Origin of the sequence: Rossellomorea vietnamensis, from assembly GCF_025398035.1 — a bacterium.
Lineage (GTDB): Bacteria > Bacillota > Bacilli > Bacillales > Bacillaceae_B > Rossellomorea > Rossellomorea vietnamensis_B.
Genome location: NZ_CP104558.1, coordinates 771408 through 791453, shown reverse-complemented (window position 1 = coordinate 791453; position 20046 = coordinate 771408). Strand labels below are relative to the sequence as shown.

The following is a 20046-nucleotide window of genomic DNA, read 5'->3' as shown; positions in this document are numbered from 1 at the left end:
TCTGACATATGTTTGATAACACAGATCAATTAGCAATTAATACAATTCGTACATTATCAATCGATGCGATTGAAAAAGCAGGTTCCGGGCACCCGGGAATGCCTATGGGGGCAGCTCCAATGGCGTATGCACTTTGGACAAGATTCATGAATCATAACCCTAAAAATCCAGAATGGTTCAACCGCGACCGTTTTGTTTTATCTGCGGGACACGGTTCTATGCTGTTATACAGCCTACTTCATCTTTCTGGGTACGATGTTTCAATGGAAGATCTTAAAAATTTCCGCCAATGGGGAAGTAAGACTCCAGGACATCCCGAGTACAAACACACTCCTGGTGTAGAAGCAACAACTGGTCCGCTTGGACAAGGGATTGCAATGGCAGTAGGTATGGCATTAGCTGAAAGACATTTGGCCACTACATATAACAAAGACCAATATAATATGGTCGATCACTTTACATACTCCATTTGTGGGGATGGGGACTTAATGGAAGGTGTTTCCTCTGAAGCTGCTTCATTGGCTGCACATCTAAAATTAGGACGCCTTGTTGTTCTTTATGATTCCAATGATATTTCACTTGACGGAGACTTGGATAAGTCCTTCTCTGAGAGTGTTAAGGGTCGATTTGAATCATACGGATGGCAGTATATCCGTGTTGAAGATGGAAATGATCTAGATGAAATATCCAAGGCAATCGAAGAAGGCCAAGGAGATACATCCCGCCCGACAATGATTGAAGTTAAGACAGTCATTGGTTACGGAGCCCCGAATAAATCAGGTAAATCTGCCGTTCATGGTGCACCTCTGGGTGAAGATGAAATGAAGCTTACCAAAGAAGCCTACAAGTGGACATTCGATCAGGATTTCCACGTGCCTGATGAGGTTTACAGCCGCTTTGAGGAAAAAATCCAACAAGCTGGCTCTGAGAAAGAACAAGATTGGGCAAACCAATTCATTAAATACAAAGAGGAACATCCTGAACTGGCCACTCAATTAGAAGCGGCGATCAAAGGCGAACTACCTCAAGGATGGGATAAAGACATCCCGGTATATGAGGAAGGAAAAGCATTGGCAAGCCGAGCTTCTTCAGGAGAAGTATTAAACGCCATCGCCAAAAATCTTCCTTCATTCATCGGTGGTTCCGCTGACCTTGCCGGTTCCAACAAAACGATGATCAAAGATGAGAAAGATTTCATGCCTGAATCCTATGAAGGCCGAAATATCTGGTTCGGAGTCCGTGAATTCGGTATGGGTGGTGCCATGAATGGTATGGCTCTACACGGAGGGCTTCATGTATTCGGTGGCACATTCTTCGTATTCAGTGACTATCTAAGACCTGCTATCCGTCTGGCGGCTCTAATGGGCTTACCTGTGACATATGTGTTCACACATGATAGTATCGCTGTGGGAGAAGACGGACCTACCCATGAACCTGTTGAACAGCTTGCCTCCCTTCGCGCAATGCCTAACCTGTCAGTCATTCGCCCTGGTGACGGTAATGAAGTGGCGGCAGCCTGGAGATTATCGTTAGAATCGAAAGATCAGCCTACGATGCTTGTTCTGTCCCGTCAGGACCTTCCGACGCTTAAAGGTACGGCTGATAAAGCCTATAACGGTGTAAATAAAGGAGCTTATGTGGTTTCTGCTTCAGGTAAAGAACAGCCTGATGCCCTGTTGATTGCAACTGGTTCTGAAGTACATCTTGCGGTAGAAGCGCAAAATGCCCTTGAAAAAGACGGTATCAGTGTTTCAGTTGTGAGCATGCCTTCTTGGGATCGTTTCGAAAAGCAATCAAAAGAATACAAAGAATCCATCCTGCCTAAGAGCGTGAAAAAACGCCTGGCTATCGAAATGGGATCTCCAATGGGCTGGGATCGCTACGTTGGCGATGAAGGTGACATCCTGGCGATCAATGGTTATGGTGCATCTGCCCCAGGAGCTAAAGTAATGGAAGAATATGGATTCACTTCTGAAAATGTAGTATCCAGAATCAAAGCTTTACTTCAATAATCGTGAATGGAAAAGGTCGGCTCCTTACACTCTCTAAGGAGTTGGCCTTTTTCTTTTGTGCGAGTACAATAGGAGTAAAGGTGGAAGAGATTGGGTATAGAACAAGTAACGTGTAAATACTTCGATACACCCCTTTCATTCAGGGGAAATAGAATAGGTTCGACAAAACTAGTGCAGATTTTCAACAATTTATGACAATGACTCCCTTCTAGTTGATTTATACTATATGAAAGAAAGGTAGGAGGGAGTAATGGTGCGAAATTATCAAATCTATTGGATTGAAGAGTTGTTTGTTCAACATTACTATGGTCGTGAAAGAATGTTCTATCAATTGTTTTCTGATTGGGAAGCGAGTACAGGTGATCTTCACGATATCGTCTCGAAACAAGTAGATTACATTACCAAACCGATTCCATACCTTCCTACCCAAAGACTCCTTCAGCATGAAATCACGAAGGTTGAAGGGGCAGCCTGGATAAACTCCGTTGCGACAATCGAAAGAGAAGAATCAGGGGCGACACTCGTCTTGAATGAAAAGTCGATGTCTTTGAATGCCTGGGGGCACGATGAATCTGAATATATCTTTTTTGAAATTTTACGGAGGAATATGGGCCAGCTACTGGCAATGGATATCAAAAATGAACGTTTTGGCTGGTTAAAACCGATAAAACAAAGAAAGTTTATATATTAATATGAAATTTAGACCAAAATATTGTATAATGTTTCAGGGTTTAGTACACTTTTAAAAGGACAACATGAAGGAGGAAGTAAGAGTATGGGAACGACTGGATTACTTATTCTAGTAGGCGTTCTGGCATTACTTGCCGGAGTTGCACTAGGATTTTTCATTGCTCGTAAATATATGATGAGCTACCTAAAGAAAAATCCACCAATTAACGAGCAAATGTTACGCATGATGATGATGCAAATGGGGCAAAAACCATCCCAGAAGAAAATCAATCAAATGATGAATGCAATGAATAAGAACATGAAGTAATAGGTGGAAGCACTCAGGTGATGAGTGCTTTTTCTATTGTTCGGGCATCCTGATTTCATGAAGTGTAGGGGAGATATTAAAAGATCAGGTAGGATAATGGGATTATTTTCGTGAATTCATAAAAACTTAAAGATTATCAGGCGGATTGAAATGTAATGTATGATAAAATATAATCCGGAGGGAGTCATATGAAAAAATGGATGATTGTATCTCTGTCCCTTTTGATTCTTATTGCCGGATGCAGCAATAAGCCTCAAGAAGTGATAGATGAAGAAACGCTTGAAATTCAAAATAGTGCAGCAAGCGATGCACGTGAATATTTAAACTATAAAGTAAACAAAGAAAAAAAATCGGTGAATCGCGGCCTGATTACAATGACGATCAATAACCGCAGTGATATGGATGAAATTGAGACGGGCCTTATGTCTTTATCCACTGAACATTTTTCCCCTGAAAAATATGTCTACCAGGAAGGGCAGTATTTAAAGAATTTAAACTCATGGTTAGGGAGGAAGTCTAAAACCAATAAGGCAGGACTTAACCCTGAATTGAAGATCACCGATGATATGACATGGGAACAGCAGATGGAGATGGAAAAGAAAAATCCAATGTACCTTGCTTATATTCATGAGCAGAATTATGTAGATTCAGAAGGGAAGATCAAGGGGATTTCCCTTGGCCTTGCGATGAATTCCATTGATTATATCAGGGTGGAAGATGATAAGAAGCTGATGCATTTTGACGAAGCCAATATTAACGAGAAGATGATGGAAGAATACGGAAAGAAAGTCGCCGGTACAGTCGCCAGTCGTGTTAGGGCAAACAAAGAATTGAAGAATGTACCCATCATGATTTCGATTTTCAAACTACAACCTTTAAACAGTGTTGTTCCAGGAAACTATATTGCCACGACCTATTTAGATGAGAACGATAGGAAAATCAAAAAGTGGGACGATGTTTCCGACAAATATTATTACTTCCCGAGTGATGAAGGCGAAGAGAAAGACCGCGATTTATATAACCGAATCAGGGATCTGGAAGATTATGTGTCAAAGTATTTCTCTCATCAGGATATTGAGTTTGTCGGTAAAGGACTGTATCAGAAGGAAACGCTAAATAAACTGGTCATCGATGTACATACAGGAATGGTGAAAGAAACCGAATTAATAGGGTTTGCCCAGGCGATTGGTCCTGAAATCGTCGATTACTTCCCTCACACACCGGTTTACCTTTATGTCAAAACCCCTAAAGGCCTTAAAGCCACCATCGTCAAAGAAGTGGACCAGGAACCATTTGTTCAAATACATTAAAATATTTCTATACGAAAGAGCCTCCCTTATCTAATTAGGGAGGCTCTTTCGTATAGTCCCTAGAAACGTTTTCTGAAAAAAGATTTCTCATTATTATGAAATTTGGTAAAATAAAGAGTCGATTTAATCATGAGGCGGGGGAGACAGTATGAAAGTCTTTTATGATTTGAAATGGTTTTTTCTTCAGGAGAAAAAGTCATATATAACGGGAACCATCCTTCTATTATTGGTGGCGTTCCTTCAATTGATCCCACCTAAGATCGTAGGGATCGTGGTCGACCGGATAAAGGCACATTCGTTGACCACAGAAGATATGTTGAAATGGATCCTGATTTTGATATTCACCGCACTGGCCATGTATGGTCTCCGTTATGTATGGAGAATCATGATTTTTGGTTCGGCCACCAAGCTTTCCAGGTTGCTGAGGGACGAACTTTATCATCATTTTACCAAAATGTCCCCGGCTTTCTATCAAAGGAAGCGGACAGGGGATTTAATGGCCCATGCAACAAATGACATTCAAGCGATTCAACAGACTGCGGGGGTAGGAGTATTGACCCTTGTTGATTCCCTGTCTACTGGAGGATTTGTCGTTGCGGCCATGGCGTTCACAATCAGTTGGAAGCTGACCCTTATTGCACTGATACCGATGCCGTTCATGGCGGTTTTGACTAGTTATTATGGAACATTACTCCATAAACGATTTCATAAAGCTCAAGAAGCATTTTCGGCCCTGAATGATAAGACGCAGGAAAGTGTAGCGGGAATGAAAGTCCTGAAAACCTTTGGGCAGGAGAAAGAGGATATTGAGTCTTTCAGGAAACAATCGGAAGAAGTGGTTCAGAAGAATATCTCTGTTGCAAGAGTGGACTCGTTATTTGATCCCACCATCTCGATCATTGTCGGCATCTCCTTCTTTTTATCGATTGTATTTGGTTCAAAGTATGTCCTGGAAGGGGAGCTGACGATTGGAGACTTGATTTCCTTCACCACATACCTCGGGCTCTTAATCTGGCCGATGCTTGCATTCGGATGGCTATTTAACATTGTGGAGAGGGGCCGTGCTTCTTATGATCGAGTGGCAGGGTTATTGAATGAAAAGATAGATATACAGGATGCTGGGGAATTGGAGTACGCCCCGACAGGAGATATCGAGTTCCGGATTTCCTCTTTTTCATACCCGGATGAAGAGGTGCGTGCCCTGGAAGATGTTCAGCTTACCATGAAAAAGGGTCAAACCATCGGAATCGTTGGAAAAACGGGTGCGGGAAAGACAACTCTTCTCAAACTTCTCCTGAGGGAATTTGAAGGGTATAAGGGGAAGGTGGAATTTGGAGGGAATTTGATACAAGAGTATAAATTAAATCATTTGCGTGAATCCGTCGGATACGTGCCTCAGGATCACTTTCTATTTTCTGCCACGATTTTTGAAAACATTGCGTTCGCAAACCCCCTATCTTCAAGGGAAAAGGTGGAGGAGGCAGCTATACTTGCCCATATCCATGATGATATCAGCCGATTCTCATTAGGCTATGCCACAGTCGTCGGGGAAAGAGGTGTTTCTTTGTCGGGTGGTCAGAAGCAGAGGATATCGATTGCAAGGGCTCTCTTAATGGATCCTGAAGTACTTATCCTGGATGATTCCCTGTCAGCCGTAGATGCCAGTACAGAAGAATCGATCCTGACTTCCCTGAAGCAGAATCGAGCAGGGAGGACAACGGTGATCACGTCACATCGGCTAAGTGCGATTCAACATGCTGACCTGATCATAGTCCTTGAAGAAGGCAAACTCGTCGAGAAAGGCACGCACTTTCAGCTGATGAAAAATAAAGGCAGGTACAGAGACATGTATCTTCGCCAGCAGTTGGAAAAACTTGTGGAACGGGGAGGATAAGAAATGGACCGTATACAGACTATGACACCTAAAGAGCAGCGGAAGATCTTTTACCGCCTAATGGGATATGCAAAGCCTTATAAAAGGTCGTTAATCGCCGCTTTTTCTTTATTGCTTCTCACAACCATTGGAGACGTCTTTGGACCGATCATCATCAAGGTCTTCATTGATGACTATTTAACTCCCAGGGTGTTTCCGTATGGTCCACTTGCCGGTTTGGCTGCCGCATATCTATTGATTCAGATTGGGAATGTATTGATTTCCTACTTTCAATTACTTAAGTTTCAGGAAATCGCCCTCAGGATCATTCAACAATTGAGGGTGGATGTGTTTACGAAGGTTCAAGGGCTTGGAATGAAGTACTTTGATCATACCCCTGCCGGAGGGGTGGTCTCCAGGGTAACGAATGACACGGAAGCGATCAAGGATATGTTCGTAAGTGTATTGGTATCATTCATTCAAGGGGTATTTCTTTTAACGGGGATCTTCATTGCCATGTTTATCCTGAATACCAGGTTAGCCTTCTTTTGCCTATTCATACTCCCTGTTATTTTTATCATTATGAAAATGTATCGTGCATATAGCTCCATCTTCTATCAGGACATGCGTGAAAGATTGAGTCAACTGAATGCCAAGTTAAGTGAATCGCTGCAGGGAATGTCAATCATCCAAGTATTCAGACAGGAAAAAAGACTAAGACATGAGTTTGGGGATATCAATGAAAAACACTATTGGGCTGGGATGAAGAATATTAAGGTGGATGGGTTATTATTGAGACCGGCAATCGATCTTGTATATGTTGCTGCCTTAATTGTGGTATTGAGCTATTTCGGAATAACATCATTCACTCAGCCGATTGAAATTGGTGTGCTGTATGCATTTATTAATTATTTGGACCGTTTTTTTGAACCAGTCAATCAAATCATGATGAGGTTATCTATGTTTCAACAAGCGATCATAGCGTCTTCGCGCGTATTCAAGCTGTTGGATGAAGAAGAGCTGTCCCCGGGACAAACCATAGAAAACGGAAAAAGGGAAACGATCGGGAAAGGGGAAATTACCTTTGAGAACGTGTCATTCTCTTATGATGGTGAGAATGATGCCCTTAAGAAAATCTCTTTTACCGTAAACCCTGGTGAAACCGTCGCACTTGTCGGACATACAGGAAGCGGAAAGAGCTCAATCATCAATTTATTTATGAGGTTCTATGAATTCGACCGGGGTGACATATTAGTAGATGGAAGAAGCATCAAAATGTATCCAATGGCAGAACTTAGGCAAAAGATTGGGTTGGTCCTACAGGATCCATTCCTGTTCTATGGTGATATAAAAGATAATATTAAGCTTCATGACGAGGAGATGTCTGATAAGGAAGTGGAAGAAGCAGCTGAATTTGTACGGGCGAATACGTTTATTGAGAAACTTCCTGGCGGGTATTCTCACCCCGTGGTCGAAAGGGGTTCAACCCTATCAAGTGGACAGCGCCAATTGATTGCATTTGCCCGGACGATGGCAACCAAACCGAAGATCCTTGTCCTCGATGAAGCAACTGCGAATATCGATACAGAAACGGAAGAACAGATCCAAAATGCCCTGAGGAGAATGAGAAACGGCAGAACAACCATTGCCATTGCTCATAGGCTATCAACCATTCAGGATGCCGATCTCATCCTGGTATTGCAGCAAGGGGAAATAGTAGAGCGTGGCAGCCACCAGGAATTACTTCATCAAAAAGGGATTTATCATAAAATGTATCTTCTTCAGAATGGTTTGGTCGAGGATATGGAGGATGCCACCTCAGAAAGGTAAATAGGGTGCTCATTCAACAGGGAGACCCTGATTCGGGTCTCCCTGTTCATATTTAGCATTATATTAGTATCATTTATTTGAATGAAAGGTTTAGTTCAGCTCATTTGGGGTGTGTAGCATTTTTTTATGTATTGAGAGTTGTAGCTATTTAACAGACGATCAAGTTCCTGACTAAATTGAATAGCTTGAGGTGACGTCAGTCCATTTTCAGCAACAATATCAATTAATTGAGCACGCTTTTTTTCAATTCGTTCTAGAAGCTCTTTTTTAGACACGGCTGTTTCCTTTCTTTTGTATGTCCTGACAAGTGGAATACAAAACTAGTAATAACTGTAACTTTTTATTAGTATAACGAAAATAGACCATTTTTTCAAAGTAAAATTAACGGATTTAAAAAAAGAAAAGAGACTTTAATACAAATGAAAGAGTAAAAGGTGATTGTAATAAGATGGTCACAAATCTTTCACATAAACATCCCTCATAGTTTGGCGCATTGTTTGATAGAATAGACATATATACTGAATTTTAGGAGATGTGGAAATGTCTGATATTAATATTTTTTTAGCATTCGGTGCAGGATTCCTAAGCTTCATTTCCCCGTGCTGCTTACCTTTGTATCCCGCCTTTCTTTCATACATAACCGGCATGAGTGTCAATGAATTGAAAACCGATAATGCCATGTTGCAGAGGAGAAGTTTACTCCATACATTATTTTTCTTAGTTGGTTTCTCAGCCATCTTTATCGCGATCGGTTTTGGGGCTTCCTTAATTGGAAACTTCTTTTTAAATTATAAAGATCTTATTCGACAGCTAGGGGCTATTTTCATCGTCATATTTGGCTTGGTCGTCATTGGGGTGTTCACCCCGGAATCCTTGATGAAGGATCGCAGATTTGAATTCAAGAACAGGCCCGCGGGCTTTATCGGTTCCATCTTGATCGGAATGGCATTTGCCGCAGGATGGACACCCTGTACTGGTCCGATCCTTGCGTCAGTGCTTGCACTCGCCGCAACAAATCCCGGGTCAGGTGTGATGTACATGACAGCATACGTATTAGGCTTTGCCATTCCTTTCTTCATTCTTTCATTCTTCATAGGGAGGATGCGGTGGATCAGAAAGAACAGTGGAAGGATTGTAAAAGTAGGGGGATACGTCATGATTGCTGTAGGGATCATGCTGTTCTTTGACTGGATGACCGTCATCCTTGCTTACTTTACGACGGTATTCGGAGGCTTTCAGGGATTTTAATAGATATAAGGTAATAATTAACAGAAAAAATTGAATAAACATTACGTTTTATGGTATAGTTTAATTGGATGAATTAGGTAAAAAGACTCAATAGACATCGATAGTGTGTACGAGGAGGAAACATCTGTGGCGACGATACTTGTAGTGGATGATGCGAAATTTATGAGATTGACCCTTGGAAACATGCTTTCATCCAGCGGGCATGAGGTCGTGGGAGAAGCTGAGAATGGCGTGATTGCCGTGGAGAAGTATCGTGAGCTTCACCCTGACCTGGTAACGATGGATATCACCATGCCGGACATGAATGGAATTGAGGCGGTTAAGAAGATCCTTACCGAATTCCCTCAAGCCAAGATCATTATGTGTTCGGCGATGGGACAACAAAAGGTGGTAGTGGAAGCAATTGAAGCAGGGGCGAAGGACTTCATAGTTAAGCCCTTTGACGAGGTACGTGTAGACGAAGCCATCAAAAGAGTGTTAGGGTGATAAACCGAGAGAGAATGAATCTTCCATTCATTCTCTCTTTTTTCTGTTTTCGTTTTTCCTGCATTTGGGCTATAATAAGGGAAGGTATGAAAGTAGATTATAAAAGGATGATGATGCTTTATGATGATTGCTTCATCCATTGTAGCGATTTGCATGGGATTTATGGTGATATTTATCAGGATGAAGGCTCAGAAAAGGCCGGTAAGCGGTAAGAAGATTATTTTACCCCCTCTCTTTATGAGTACGGGTGCCTTGATGTTCTTATTTCCTGTCTTTCGGGTCAATGTGAGTGAGTTTTTAGAGGCGATTACTGTCGGAATGGTATTCTCACTGCTGTTAATCAAGACATCCAAGTTTGAAATCCGTGAAAATGATATTTATTTAAAGCGTTCCAAAGCGTTTGCCTTCATTTTGATCGGTCTTCTGTTAATTCGAATTGTAGCAAAGTCGATCCTTAGTACTTCAATTGATTACGGAGAACTGAGCGGGATGTTCTGGATCCTTGCTTTTGGCATGATCGTTCCATGGAGGATAACCATGTATTTTCAATATAGAAAGCTGCATCAGGAAAATCAGGACTTAACTACGAATTCAATTTAAAACACCGCTAAAAAGCAGGGAGACGCCCTGCTTTTTTAATTTGTGTATTTTACGGGAAGGTGACGGTTTTGTGACAATGCAGACGAAATTGAATAAGAATAGATCTTTTAGGGCAAAGAGGGAGAAGATGAAGGAATAATAAATGATATTGGTGGGATTACGATTGTTTACATTAGCAGATATTTGGACTTTTTTCCTGGCCTTCTTTCTGACATTGCCACTTGTCACCATTGTACACGAATTGGGTCATATCTTGATTGCACGAATATTTGGTGCGAAGATCAAGTTTGCCATCGGAACCGGTAAACACCTGATAAATATTGGCCCTTTAGAAGTGAAGAGAATGTACTTTATGGAGGGGTGGTGTCAATACCGGGAGTTGAAGTACAACAAGGTATGGGTGCATGTCCTGATCTATTTATCGGGAAGCTTGTTCAACCTGGTGGCGATACTATTCATTAACTATTTGATTTATGAAGGTGTGATACCTGTTCACATCTTTTTCTATCAATTTGTGTATTTTTCGGTGTACTTTATCTTTTTCTCATTGTTTCCTTACAGGAACGGGGACGGAAAACCGAGTGATGGCCAAGCGATTCTAGACGTCATTCGCTTTGGCAAAGCAGAGGATCCCATTGATTAAGTGACCATATAAAAAAGGTAAACGTTTAACGTTTACCTTTTTTTGCATTCTTCCATTTCACATACAAAATAGCAGCCCCAACAATAAAGATTACATATAATACAATTGGAATGACAAGTATCGATCCCATTTTATTCCCTGCCTGTTTTATTAGAATAAATGCTCATAGGGTGTCACTTCTATCTGCATTTCATCAAGTTTTTTTCTCAAAAATTTATGATCTCGCTTTGGAGTCGCCAAAATATATCCTCTGATGACTAATTCTTTCGTTATGGCTGCAGCTCTTTCTTTTAAAGCCAATTCACCGATCTTTCCGGCGATTTTCTGTTTTGCCACGTCCCTGAATAATTCCGGAACCGGAGTAACCAGCTCATTCAGCATTTTCTTTTCATCTTCACCCCATAAATGGATGGTTTCCTTCACATAATGTTCTTCCCAGTCCAAGTCAGATTTGCCATCTTCCTTAGGGAATCTCTTTAAGAATTTCCGGAACATAAAGAATCCACCGATCGCAAACGAAGCCACTAAAAAAACGACCCAAAAAAGGATGAAATATAAGAACCAACCTTCTAGCATGTTTTTCACCTCAGTTTAAAAGCATATCCTATTCAATTATAGACAAGGACTCAGTGTGTGACAAGAATATCACAGATTTTATAAAGAACTCTATACTGTTCTTAATTAGAAATGATATACTAATAAATAACAAATATCGTGAAAATTCTTTCTATTTCGATTGTTTTTTAAGCTTGTGCAAATAGGAGGCTAGTAGGATGAAGTATACCGGCAGGATCGTATCGTTACTTACTGGACTATTATTAATCATAACGTGGGATTTCATATATTACTTTGTTCTACATTATCCGGTGGATTTAAAGGTGGATATGGTGTTTACTATACTGATCCTTTTTATCAGCTATTATATGGGGAAAAGTTATGATATCAGCCATACGACGTTGGCAGCCCTCAGAACGAGTGAAGAAAGGGTGAAGCTGCTGAATGAAGAAATGCAGCACGTCCTTCAAAGTATTGATGAAGTGGTGTTTCACACAAATGCCAAGGGAGAATTTCAATTCCTCAATCAATCCTGGGAAGAATTTACGGGATATACGGTCAAAGAAAGTCTGCATAAGAATGCCCTCCATTTCATTTCCCTCCATGAACGTCATGAAATCCTCCGATTGGTAAGGCAAAGCATCGGTTTACATAGGGAGAAAACCAGGATGGACATCCCCTATCAAAAAAGGGACGGGCAGTTTCGTTGGGGAGAGGTCAATATTAAGCTGAACTATAATGGGAATGGTGAGCTGCTGGGTACAGTGGGGACCATTTCAGACATTACCGAAAGAGTACATAACGAGGAAGAATTGATGGAAATGAATGAAACCCTGGCTATTGAATCTCAAAAACTTTCTGTTGCCGGTCAATTAGCAGCAGGGATTGCTCATGAAGTCCGCAACCCTTTGACTTCAATCAATGGATTTCTACAACTTTTAAGAGATGAAGCCGATGAGAAAACGAAGGAATACTTAGGGATTGTCTTTTCTGAAATCAAGCGGATCGAACTTGTACTGAGCGAGTTGTTGATCCTTGCTAAACCGCAATCCGTTACGTATAAACGAATTAATATCATCGAAACACTGGATCATGTCTCGAAATTACTGAATACGAATGCCATCTTATATAATATCGAAATCCAAACGGAGTTTCATGAGAGAGAGCTGTATATCCGCGGCGATGAAAATCAATTAAAGCAGGTTTTTATTAACTTAATAAAAAATGCGATAGAAGCGATGCCTCATGGAGGGACAATCACCATTCATGCAGATTTCAATTCCCATAATAAGGTGCAATTGATGTTTAAGGATGAGGGGGTAGGGATGAAGAAGGAAACCCTTGATAAACTGGGAGAGCCATTCTTCACAACAAAAACAAAAGGAACAGGTCTCGGCCTTACGATATGCCTTCGGATCCTTCGCGACCATGGTGCGGATATCCGGGTGCAAAGTGAACAGGGAGAGGGCACAACATTTCATATTATGTTTGACGGCGTTCAGTCGTCCGAGAGGAAGAAACGGGAAGTGCTCCAGAGATAGAGAAAAAGAACCCTTATGGCTAACGTAAGGGTTCTTTTATATGTTTACGGATGTATTCTTCTAAATGGCGGGACTGCCTGGGAATCGAACCCAGCGGAGACGGCACGCGCCTCCCGAAAGTTTTGAAGACTTGGGCAAGCACCAGCTCAACAATCAGCCCCGTAAAGTAAGTATATATAAGTTATACCACGGGAACTAAACTTGTTCAAATGTTTGAAAAATGCATTCGTACTAATGACCTAGTAAAGGAAGAGTCTTGGAACCGGATGAATGCTGTTTATTTGAAATATTTACAAGATTTAAACTTTGGAGAAATCTGCAAATATTTCTTTACCATTGGTTTATCTCCGTGATAAGATACTTTTTGCCGGCTTATTATAGACGAAGTAAGCGTTTCCTGTTGGAATTGCTTATTGTACTTGAACTTATAGATATAGACAGAGAGGGGAAACAAACATGAAAAAAGTATGGGTATTAGGTCTTGGTTTATCATTGGCACTTGCAGGATGTTCTGATTCCGGTTCAGATAAGGAGAAGAAGGATGAGGCATCAAAGGCTGAAGAAAACACGGATACCGCTGGGGAATTAATGGATTATTACTTGAATTTAACAACGACCGTTAACGGGGTTGATATTGATTTAAATGGTTATGAAGAAGCGATGGCAGGTGAAGAGCCTCCAGCCGGGGACGAACTGGCAGCATTGAAAGAATCTGCTCAAGCATCAGCGAAAGCATCTGCAGAAGCAGTAGAAGGAATGGAGATCCCCGATGGTCTTGGAGACCAAAAGGATGCAGTTGAATCTTTCCAATCCACACTGGCAGAATCATATAATATGAAAGCTGATGAACTGGCTAAAGATGGCGAAGCAGATTTCACTGCAGCAGATGAAAAATTGAACGAAGCAGAAAACCAAATCAAAAAAGTGTTAGATGAAGCTGGCCTGGTAAGTTCAAGCCTGATCAGTGATTTAAACGGTTAATACTTAAGTATATAGGTCTATTGCGACCATCTATTGTTGTGAAAAGCGAATCCGATTTGTCCAGGATGCGCTTTTTTCTGTATAGGTACCCCTTTTCTCTCCGACTTCCTATATAGAGGAAGAGAGGAGGGAGAGAATGGAGTCGATTATTTCCTTTGTGTCTGAAGTAGGGTTTCCGATTGTGGTCACGATGTATCTTCTTTATCGAATCGAGACAAAGCTTGATGCTGTCATCACTTCAATTCAAACGCTACCTCGGCAACTCAAAGAATAATGGGAATGGGACCGCTACTGGTGGTCCTATTTTTTATGAAGATTGTGAAAAGGATAGCTACGCGCCACTTTCCATGTTTTCCTTACACTGTGACCCTGTGAGTTTGATATAATTCAGATAGAAACCAGCATGTCCGGAGAGGAGAAAATAGTAGTGAAATTCATTCATACCGCTGATTGGCACCTGGGTAAATTGGTGCATGGCATATATATGACAGAAGAACAACGATACATATTGGAGGAATTCATAGAACTTGTGAAAGAGGAAGAGCCCGATGCAGTCGTCATCGCAGGCGATCTCTATGATCGATCTGTGCCGCCTACAGAAGCAGTGGAGCTATTAGATGAAGTATTATTCCGGATAAATGTGGAGCTCGACACACCGATTGTAGCTGTTTCAGGCAACCATGATAGTGCAGAGAGGCTGTCATTTGGGTCTTCATGGTACAAGCATAGTCAATTTTATTTAAAGGGGAAGATCTCGGCTGATTTCACACCCATCCATATAAAAGGGGTGAACTTTCACTGCGTTCCATACGCTGAGCCTGGTACCGTCAGACAAGTCCTTGATGATGACTCGATCAATAGTCATCATGCAGCAATGGAAGCCATCGTCAATAGAATCGAAGAGCACATGAACCCGGATGAACCACATGTTTTTGTCGGACATGCATTTGTACTGGGAGGAAAAACGACGGATTCTGAGCGGACTCTTTCAGTCGGGGGGTCGGGTTGTGTGGGGGCAGACGTATTCAAACCATTCCATTACACCGCCCTGGGTCACCTTCATAGTCCAGACGCGATTAGGCATAAAAGCATCAGGTATTCAGGTTCACTGTTGAAATACTCTTTTTCAGAAGCTGCTCAGAGGAAATCTGTCACTATTGTAGAAATGGGGGAAGATGGGACCTTTGAATGCCGGGAAAAGGTGTTACAGCCTAAACAGGATATGAGGGAACTGCATGGGCATATGGAAGAGTTACTCGATCCCGCTTTCTATCAGTCTCAGAAGGTGAATGACTATCTAAAGATTACCCTTCATGATGAAGGGACATTAATCGATCCCATCAATCAACTGAGACAAGTCTACCCAAACGTGCTTCATCTTGAGCGAAAAAGGGATTTGACCGATGCTAAAAAGAAGAACTCGTTCCAAATTTTAGAGGATAAAAAACGGTCCGAACTGGACTTATTTAAAGAATTTTACAAGGACATGACCACAGGTGAATTCAACGGTGAAAAGGAAAATGTGGTACGGAATGTGATTGATATCGCCAGAAGGGAGGTTGATCATGCATGAAACCACTTAAACTAGTGATGCAGGCGTTTGGACCGTATGCCGGTAGAGAAACCATCGACTTCCGGGAGCTGGATAACCGCACCATGTTCGTGATTTCCGGTAAAACAGGGGCTGGTAAGACAACGATTTTCGATGGGATTTCCTACGCGATCTATGGAAAAGCCAGCGGGGAAGACCGCAATCCGACAGAATTAAGAAGCCAATTTGCCAATCATGATGATAGTACAGAAGTAGATCTTCTATTCAGTTTACGCGGTAGAACGTATCGCATTTGGCGTTCACCCCAGCAGGAAAAAAAGAAAGCAAGGGGGGAGGGCTATACTACCATCAATGCCCGGTCTGAATTATATGTATACGATGAAGACGGGAAAGAACAGCTTCTTGCGGCAAACGTGAGAGAGGTGGATGAGAAGATCAAAGAATTGATCCAACTCGATGCCAATCAATTCAGACAGATTCTTATGATCCCACAGGGGGAGTTTCGGAAACTCCTTACATCGGATAGTAAAGATAAAGAACTCATATTGCAACGCCTCTTTCATACGGAGCTATACAAGACGATCCAGGAAAAATTGAAATCCGAGGCTGACGGATTGAAAAGGTCTGTTGAATCTTCCATAGAAGAACGAACAAGGGAATTAGTAAGAATCCATTTTGAAGAAAATGAAGAACTTCAATCTCTTTTATTGGAAAATCCGTTAAATGATCATCGCATTCTGCACCTTCTAGCCCCTCATATTGAAGGAATGGAAAAGAAGGAGAAGAAGCTCAGACAACAATATGAGAACGTTCAGGTGAAAAGGGATGCGTATCAGAAGGATCTCGCAGAGGCTAAAAGTCTGGTTGATCAATACAATCTTCAGGAAAAACTTAAGAATCAGAAAAAATCCCTTCTAGCATTGAAGCCTGAAATTGAATCGATCGATCACGAGATTGTATTGGCCAGGAGAGCTTCCCATTTGGTTCAACAAGATGAATATTGCCACAAACTTAATCGGAATCTCAATGAACTGAAGAGTCAATTAGCCACACTATCCGAAGAGAAACAAACAATCACAGAAAAGCTACTGACAGCCACAAAGATTTTTGAAGAAGAAACAAAAAATGAACCTCTCAGGGAGCAAGCTTCAAAAAGAGTGACACAACTTGAAAATATGGAAAAAGATATAGACTCGTTGGATACGTTAATGAACGAAACGGGTGACTTGAAAGAAAGATACGAAAAACAGCAGGGTATTGTAACCAAACAAAACGAGCAGATTTCATTTTTACAAAAGGGTATAAAGGAACGGGAAATACGTGTCAAAGAAGGAGAAAGTGGTCAGGAAAATGTTTTTCAACTTGAAAAAAACGTACAAGAGAAACTTTCCCTGCTGGAACAGATAAATGACATGAATCAATTGGAACAAAATCTTCAGCGTGTCAAAACGGAGCGTGATCAATTAAAGACCCGATATAGTCAACTTGAGGATCGTCTTCAGGATGCGTCTGAAACCCTGACATTTTTGGAGGGGAAGTGGAATTCTGCTCAGGCGGCATTGCTCGCGAAAGGATTGGCAGATGATGCTCCCTGCCCGGTCTGCGGTTCGGAACATCATCCAAATCCTGCTGTAGAGGCAGATTCTATTCCATCCGGGGAAGATCTTAAGGAGGCCAAAGGGAAGCTGCAGGAATTGGAAACGGAAGAGAAAAAATTAAGCCTCGCCATTGCCCAGGAGGAAACGAAAATCCAAGGCATTCAAGAGCAGGTCGAAAATATCAACAAGAAAATATGTGAAAAGAAACGTGACTTTAATCAGTTTGAAATCGGGGAGACCCGTTCCCTGCTGATGACAGAAATCGAATCATTGAAGACGGACATCGCTTCGAAGAAAAAAGAAGTGGAAAAAGTAAAAGTCATGGCAGAAGAGATTAGAAAGGGCAGAGAGAAACTTGAAGAACTTGAAGGGGCAAGAGAGAAGAATCAAGACATGCTTCAAGAACTCAATACGCTCTTTCACACCAAAAATACGACCCTGGAAAAGGTGAAGGAATCCATCCCCCTCGATCTCAGGACAAAAGCTCAATTTGAACAAGTGTTAGAAAAAGAGAAACAAAGATTGAAAGAATTAAAGACATCCTTTGAACATTCTCAGAAACAGTACTATGAGCTGTTGAACCAAAATAGTGTAAAGGATTCTCAAGTCAGAGATAAAGAGATCCACATAGAGAATGTGAATATGGAGATGAAAGCCGAACGAGATGCATTCCTTAAGCTACTCACAGAACAGGGCTTCTCCCACTATAAAGCCTTTCTGGAAGCGAAAAAGTCAGAAGCGGAAGTCACGGCTCTTCAGGAAAAAGTGAAGAAGTACGGGGAGGAGCTTCGCTCAGTCACTGACCGTCTATCCGATATTGAAGGAATCTTAAAGGATAAACAGCGGCCTGACCTTCAAAGGATCGAAGAAGACATCATCAAGGTTACAGATGAATTGAAAGAGGTAAATAGTCATTTGAACAGGGTCATGACAAACAGAAAGGAAAATGAGCTCATCCTCACCAGGGTGACAGCCATAAATGAAGGAATCAGGGATTTAGAATCAAGATATCAAACGGTCGGACATTTAGCTGAAGTTGCCAGGGGTCAGAATGCCAACCGGATCACATTTGAAAGGTATGTTCTGGCATCATTCCTTGAAGACATCCTTGGAGTAGCGAATGAGAGATTAATCAAGATGACTTCAGGCCGATATCAGTTGATCCGGAAAACGGACCGAAGCAAGGGGAATGTTCAGAGCGGTTTGGAACTTCTGGTCTTTGACCAATATACAGGGCAGGAGCGACATGTCAAAACCTTATCAGGAGGGGAAAGCTTCAAGGCCTCCCTGGCTTTAGCACTCGGACTTGCTGATGTGGTTCAGCAATATGCAGGGGGAGTTTCACTGGAAACGATGTTCATCGATGAAGGGTTCGGGACACTCGATCCGGAATCACTTGATCAGGCAATCGAAGCATTAATGGATATTCAAAGCAGCGGGCGATTAGTAGGATTAATATCGCATGTTCCAGAGCTGAAAGAGAGAATTGATGCACGCCTGGAAGTCATTTCCTCACAGAATGGAAGCCGGACGGAATTCCGGTTTTTAGCGTAGGACCGCCCAAGAAAAAGGTCAAGGATCATCATCCTTGACCTTTTTTATATGAAATTAGAGTAGCCTGTCCCTCTTCGATGTTTTTAAACACGTTGACTGGGACATAAATAGAGGATAACGACTAATCAAGTGGAGAGTTCAAATGAAAAGTATTCGTAAAATCTTAATCCCGAGACAGTTACTATTGCTGTTGATCCTCTCAACAGGCTTACTAAATCATGTCATGTTGATCCCGAGTATCTTTCAGGCGGCCGGACGGGATGGGTGGATCAGTATCCTTGCTGCCTATCCCATACTCATCCTCATGACATTTCTGATCTTTTACATCATCAAGCACTCCCCTAAGGAAGGCTTCTTTCACTTGCTTCAACAGAAATGGCCGAGATGGGCCGTCTTATTGTTTTCTCTACCGATCGGCTTATTTTTACTTTCAAGTGCATACATAACCTTTGTTGATTTAATACTATGGCTAAGTGCTTATTTTCTGGCGGATGTGCCTTCTTTCATTGTCTGGGGAGGTATTTTTATCATTTGCTTCCTGATTACATGGGCCGGGATTAAACACATGGCGATCGCCAGTGGGATACTGTTACCCCTTGTTATGATCTTCGGGTTTTTCATAGCGATTACCAATACGAATTTAAAGGATCCAAGCTTATTGTTTCCAATTATGAGCAATGGATATGAGCCGATCATAAAAGGAATGATCTATGTATTGAGCGGGCTGCTCGAGCTATATTTGATCGTCTTAATACAACCATATAGTGAAGGGAAAATAAAGTTGCATCATTTAATCGTTATTGGCTTGATCTTTATGGGCCTGATGTTCGGTCCCCTTACAGCATCCATTATGGAATTCGGGCCAGTAGAATCAGCGAACTTGAGATACCCTGCGTATGAGCAATGGAGGATTCTTTCCATAGGGGAATTCATCACCCACCTGGATTTCTTTGCCCTCTATCAGTGGTTGAGTGGGGCATTGATCAGAATCAGTCTGTTTATGTTCCTTTTAGGTGCACTCCTTATGAAAAAGAAGAATCAACATCGGATCTCTTTAAAGGTATTGATACCGATCTTTATCGTCTTTTTCGGACTGGCACTGTTCAGGCTTGATACATATGATTTTTATATGTTTTTGTTTCATCTATTTTTTCCATTGACGGTCATCCTCTTCATGGTACAAATCATTGTTTCAGCCATCATTTTACGATTGGTAAAATAAATGGATGGATCCACCAAGAATAAAAACAGAGTGAGTTAAGTAAA

Annotated in this window: 18 protein-coding genes and 1 tRNA gene; 16 read left to right on the top strand and 3 right to left on the bottom strand. The window is 41.6% G+C overall.

Translation table 11 applies throughout. The features are described from left to right. Nucleotides 1-8: 8 nt before the first annotated feature. The 6 genes from tkt (at nucleotide 9) to N5C46_RS04165 (ending at nucleotide 8022) form a co-directional block, all read left to right on the top strand. Nucleotides 9-2012: a transketolase gene (gene tkt / locus N5C46_RS04190; protein WP_261751055.1), complete on the top strand. Its 2004-nt coding sequence runs from the start codon at nucleotides 9-11 to the stop codon at nucleotides 2010-2012. A gap of 253 nt (nucleotides 2013-2265) precedes the next feature. Further along, nucleotides 2266-2703: a sporulation inhibitor of replication protein SirA gene (gene sirA / locus N5C46_RS04185; protein ID WP_034759904.1), complete on the top strand. Its 438-nt coding sequence runs from the start codon at nucleotides 2266-2268 to the stop codon at nucleotides 2701-2703. Between the two features lie 84 nt (nucleotides 2704-2787). Beyond that, complete coding sequence (locus N5C46_RS04180) at nucleotides 2788-3009, top strand: YneF family protein (RefSeq protein WP_034759902.1); 222 nt, start codon at nucleotides 2788-2790, stop codon at nucleotides 3007-3009. A 188-nt stretch (nucleotides 3010-3197) separates the two neighbouring features. Next, entirely contained in the window at nucleotides 3198-4319 is a 1122-nt protein-coding gene (locus tag N5C46_RS04175) for a CamS family sex pheromone protein (RefSeq protein WP_079534371.1), read from the top strand. 148 nt (nucleotides 4320-4467) lie between these two features. Then, nucleotides 4468-6213, top strand: a complete 1746-nt coding sequence (locus N5C46_RS04170; RefSeq protein ID WP_261751054.1) for an ABC transporter transmembrane domain-containing protein — start codon at nucleotides 4468-4470, stop codon at nucleotides 6211-6213. A 3-nt stretch (nucleotides 6214-6216) separates the two neighbouring features. Continuing rightward, a complete protein-coding gene (locus N5C46_RS04165) occupies nucleotides 6217-8022 on the top strand; it encodes an ABC transporter ATP-binding protein (protein ID WP_261751053.1) in 1806 nt (601 codons plus the stop codon). A gap of 95 nt (nucleotides 8023-8117) precedes the next feature. Here the strand turns inward: N5C46_RS04165 and N5C46_RS04160 are convergent, their stop codons facing one another. Next, the gene (locus tag N5C46_RS04160; RefSeq protein WP_061811297.1) at nucleotides 8118-8297 is read right to left on the bottom strand and encodes an aspartyl-phosphate phosphatase Spo0E family protein; all 180 of its coding nucleotides are present in this window, start codon (nucleotides 8295-8297) and stop codon (nucleotides 8118-8120) included. Between the two features lie 265 nt (nucleotides 8298-8562). Between N5C46_RS04160 and N5C46_RS04155 the strand changes: the two genes are divergently transcribed. The 4 genes from N5C46_RS04155 to N5C46_RS04140 all read left to right on the top strand — a co-directional run bounded on the left by N5C46_RS04155 (nucleotide 8563) and on the right by N5C46_RS04140 (nucleotide 10999). After that, nucleotides 8563-9270 (top strand): cytochrome c biogenesis CcdA family protein, encoded by a 708-nt coding sequence (locus N5C46_RS04155; RefSeq protein WP_261751052.1) that lies wholly within the window; start codon nucleotides 8563-8565, stop codon nucleotides 9268-9270. Between the two features lie 126 nt (nucleotides 9271-9396). Beyond that, nucleotides 9397-9756: a response regulator gene (locus N5C46_RS04150; protein ID WP_272501224.1), complete on the top strand. Its 360-nt coding sequence runs from the start codon at nucleotides 9397-9399 to the stop codon at nucleotides 9754-9756. 120 nt (nucleotides 9757-9876) lie between these two features. Further along, nucleotides 9877-10356 (top strand): CcdC family protein, encoded by a 480-nt coding sequence (locus N5C46_RS04145; protein WP_034759886.1) that lies wholly within the window; start codon nucleotides 9877-9879, stop codon nucleotides 10354-10356. A 163-nt stretch (nucleotides 10357-10519) separates the two neighbouring features. Further along, entirely contained in the window at nucleotides 10520-10999 is a 480-nt protein-coding gene (locus N5C46_RS04140) for a site-2 protease family protein (RefSeq protein WP_034759883.1), read from the top strand. Between the two features lie 150 nt (nucleotides 11000-11149). Here the strand turns inward: N5C46_RS04140 and N5C46_RS04135 are convergent, their stop codons facing one another. Further along, a complete protein-coding gene (locus N5C46_RS04135; protein WP_261751051.1) occupies nucleotides 11150-11575 on the bottom strand; it encodes a DUF2621 domain-containing protein in 426 nt (141 codons plus the stop codon). Nucleotides 11576-11772: 197 nt separating this feature from the next. On the opposite strand from N5C46_RS04135, the gene N5C46_RS04130 reads away from it, so the two are divergent. Then, nucleotides 11773-13095 (top strand): ATP-binding protein, encoded by a 1323-nt coding sequence (locus tag N5C46_RS04130; RefSeq protein ID WP_224520169.1) that lies wholly within the window; start codon nucleotides 11773-11775, stop codon nucleotides 13093-13095. A 65-nt stretch (nucleotides 13096-13160) separates the two neighbouring features. On the opposite strand, the gene N5C46_RS04125 is transcribed toward N5C46_RS04130, so the two are convergent. Continuing rightward, nucleotides 13161-13256 (bottom strand) — tRNA-Sec (locus tag N5C46_RS04125). Nucleotides 13257-13551: 295 nt separating this feature from the next. On the opposite strand from N5C46_RS04125, the gene N5C46_RS04120 reads away from it, so the two are divergent. From N5C46_RS04120 to N5C46_RS04100, 5 genes are all read left to right on the top strand, one after another. Then, nucleotides 13552-14076 carry a hypothetical protein gene (locus N5C46_RS04120; RefSeq protein WP_261751050.1) on the top strand — a complete coding sequence of 175 codons (525 nt, stop codon included), beginning with the start codon at nucleotides 13552-13554 and terminating at the stop codon, nucleotides 14074-14076. Between the two features lie 136 nt (nucleotides 14077-14212). Further along, nucleotides 14213-14350 (top strand): YvrJ family protein, encoded by a 138-nt coding sequence (locus N5C46_RS04115; protein WP_034759872.1) that lies wholly within the window; start codon nucleotides 14213-14215, stop codon nucleotides 14348-14350. Nucleotides 14351-14503: 153 nt separating this feature from the next. Then, nucleotides 14504-15649, top strand: a complete 1146-nt coding sequence (locus tag N5C46_RS04110; RefSeq protein ID WP_261751049.1) for an exonuclease SbcCD subunit D — start codon at nucleotides 14504-14506, stop codon at nucleotides 15647-15649. After that, the gene (locus tag N5C46_RS04105; RefSeq protein ID WP_261751048.1) at nucleotides 15646-18780 is read left to right on the top strand and encodes an AAA family ATPase; all 3135 of its coding nucleotides are present in this window, start codon (nucleotides 15646-15648) and stop codon (nucleotides 18778-18780) included. The genes N5C46_RS04110 and N5C46_RS04105 overlap by 4 nt, the downstream gene beginning before the upstream one ends. Before the next feature lie 142 nt (nucleotides 18781-18922). Continuing rightward, nucleotides 18923-20002 (top strand): spore germination protein, encoded by a 1080-nt coding sequence (locus tag N5C46_RS04100; protein WP_261751047.1) that lies wholly within the window; start codon nucleotides 18923-18925, stop codon nucleotides 20000-20002. The last annotated feature ends 44 nt before the right edge of the window (nucleotides 20003-20046 follow it).

Coding starts and splice junctions, on each gene's coding strand:
- tkt (WP_261751055.1), top strand. CDS start 9: ATGTTTGATAACACAGATCAATTAGCAATTAATACAATTCGTACATTA.
- N5C46_RS04180 (WP_034759902.1), top strand. CDS start 2,788: ATGGGAACGACTGGATTACTTATTCTAGTAGGCGTTCTGGCATTACTT.
- N5C46_RS04175 (WP_079534371.1), top strand. CDS start 3,198: ATGAAAAAATGGATGATTGTATCTCTGTCCCTTTTGATTCTTATTGCC.
- N5C46_RS04170 (WP_261751054.1), top strand. CDS start 4,468: ATGAAAGTCTTTTATGATTTGAAATGGTTTTTTCTTCAGGAGAAAAAG.
- N5C46_RS04165 (WP_261751053.1), top strand. CDS start 6,217: ATGGACCGTATACAGACTATGACACCTAAAGAGCAGCGGAAGATCTTT.
- N5C46_RS04155 (WP_261751052.1), top strand. CDS start 8,563: ATGTCTGATATTAATATTTTTTTAGCATTCGGTGCAGGATTCCTAAGC.
- N5C46_RS04145 (WP_034759886.1), top strand. CDS start 9,877: ATGATGATTGCTTCATCCATTGTAGCGATTTGCATGGGATTTATGGTG.
- N5C46_RS04135 (WP_261751051.1), bottom strand. CDS start 11,575: ATGCTAGAAGGTTGGTTCTTATATTTCATCCTTTTTTGGGTCGTTTTT.
- N5C46_RS04130 (WP_224520169.1), top strand. CDS start 11,773: ATGAAGTATACCGGCAGGATCGTATCGTTACTTACTGGACTATTATTA.
- N5C46_RS04120 (WP_261751050.1), top strand. CDS start 13,552: ATGAAAAAAGTATGGGTATTAGGTCTTGGTTTATCATTGGCACTTGCA.
- N5C46_RS04115 (WP_034759872.1), top strand. CDS start 14,213: ATGGAGTCGATTATTTCCTTTGTGTCTGAAGTAGGGTTTCCGATTGTG.
- N5C46_RS04105 (WP_261751048.1), top strand. CDS start 15,646: ATGAAACCACTTAAACTAGTGATGCAGGCGTTTGGACCGTATGCCGGT.
- N5C46_RS04100 (WP_261751047.1), top strand. CDS start 18,923: ATGAAAAGTATTCGTAAAATCTTAATCCCGAGACAGTTACTATTGCTG.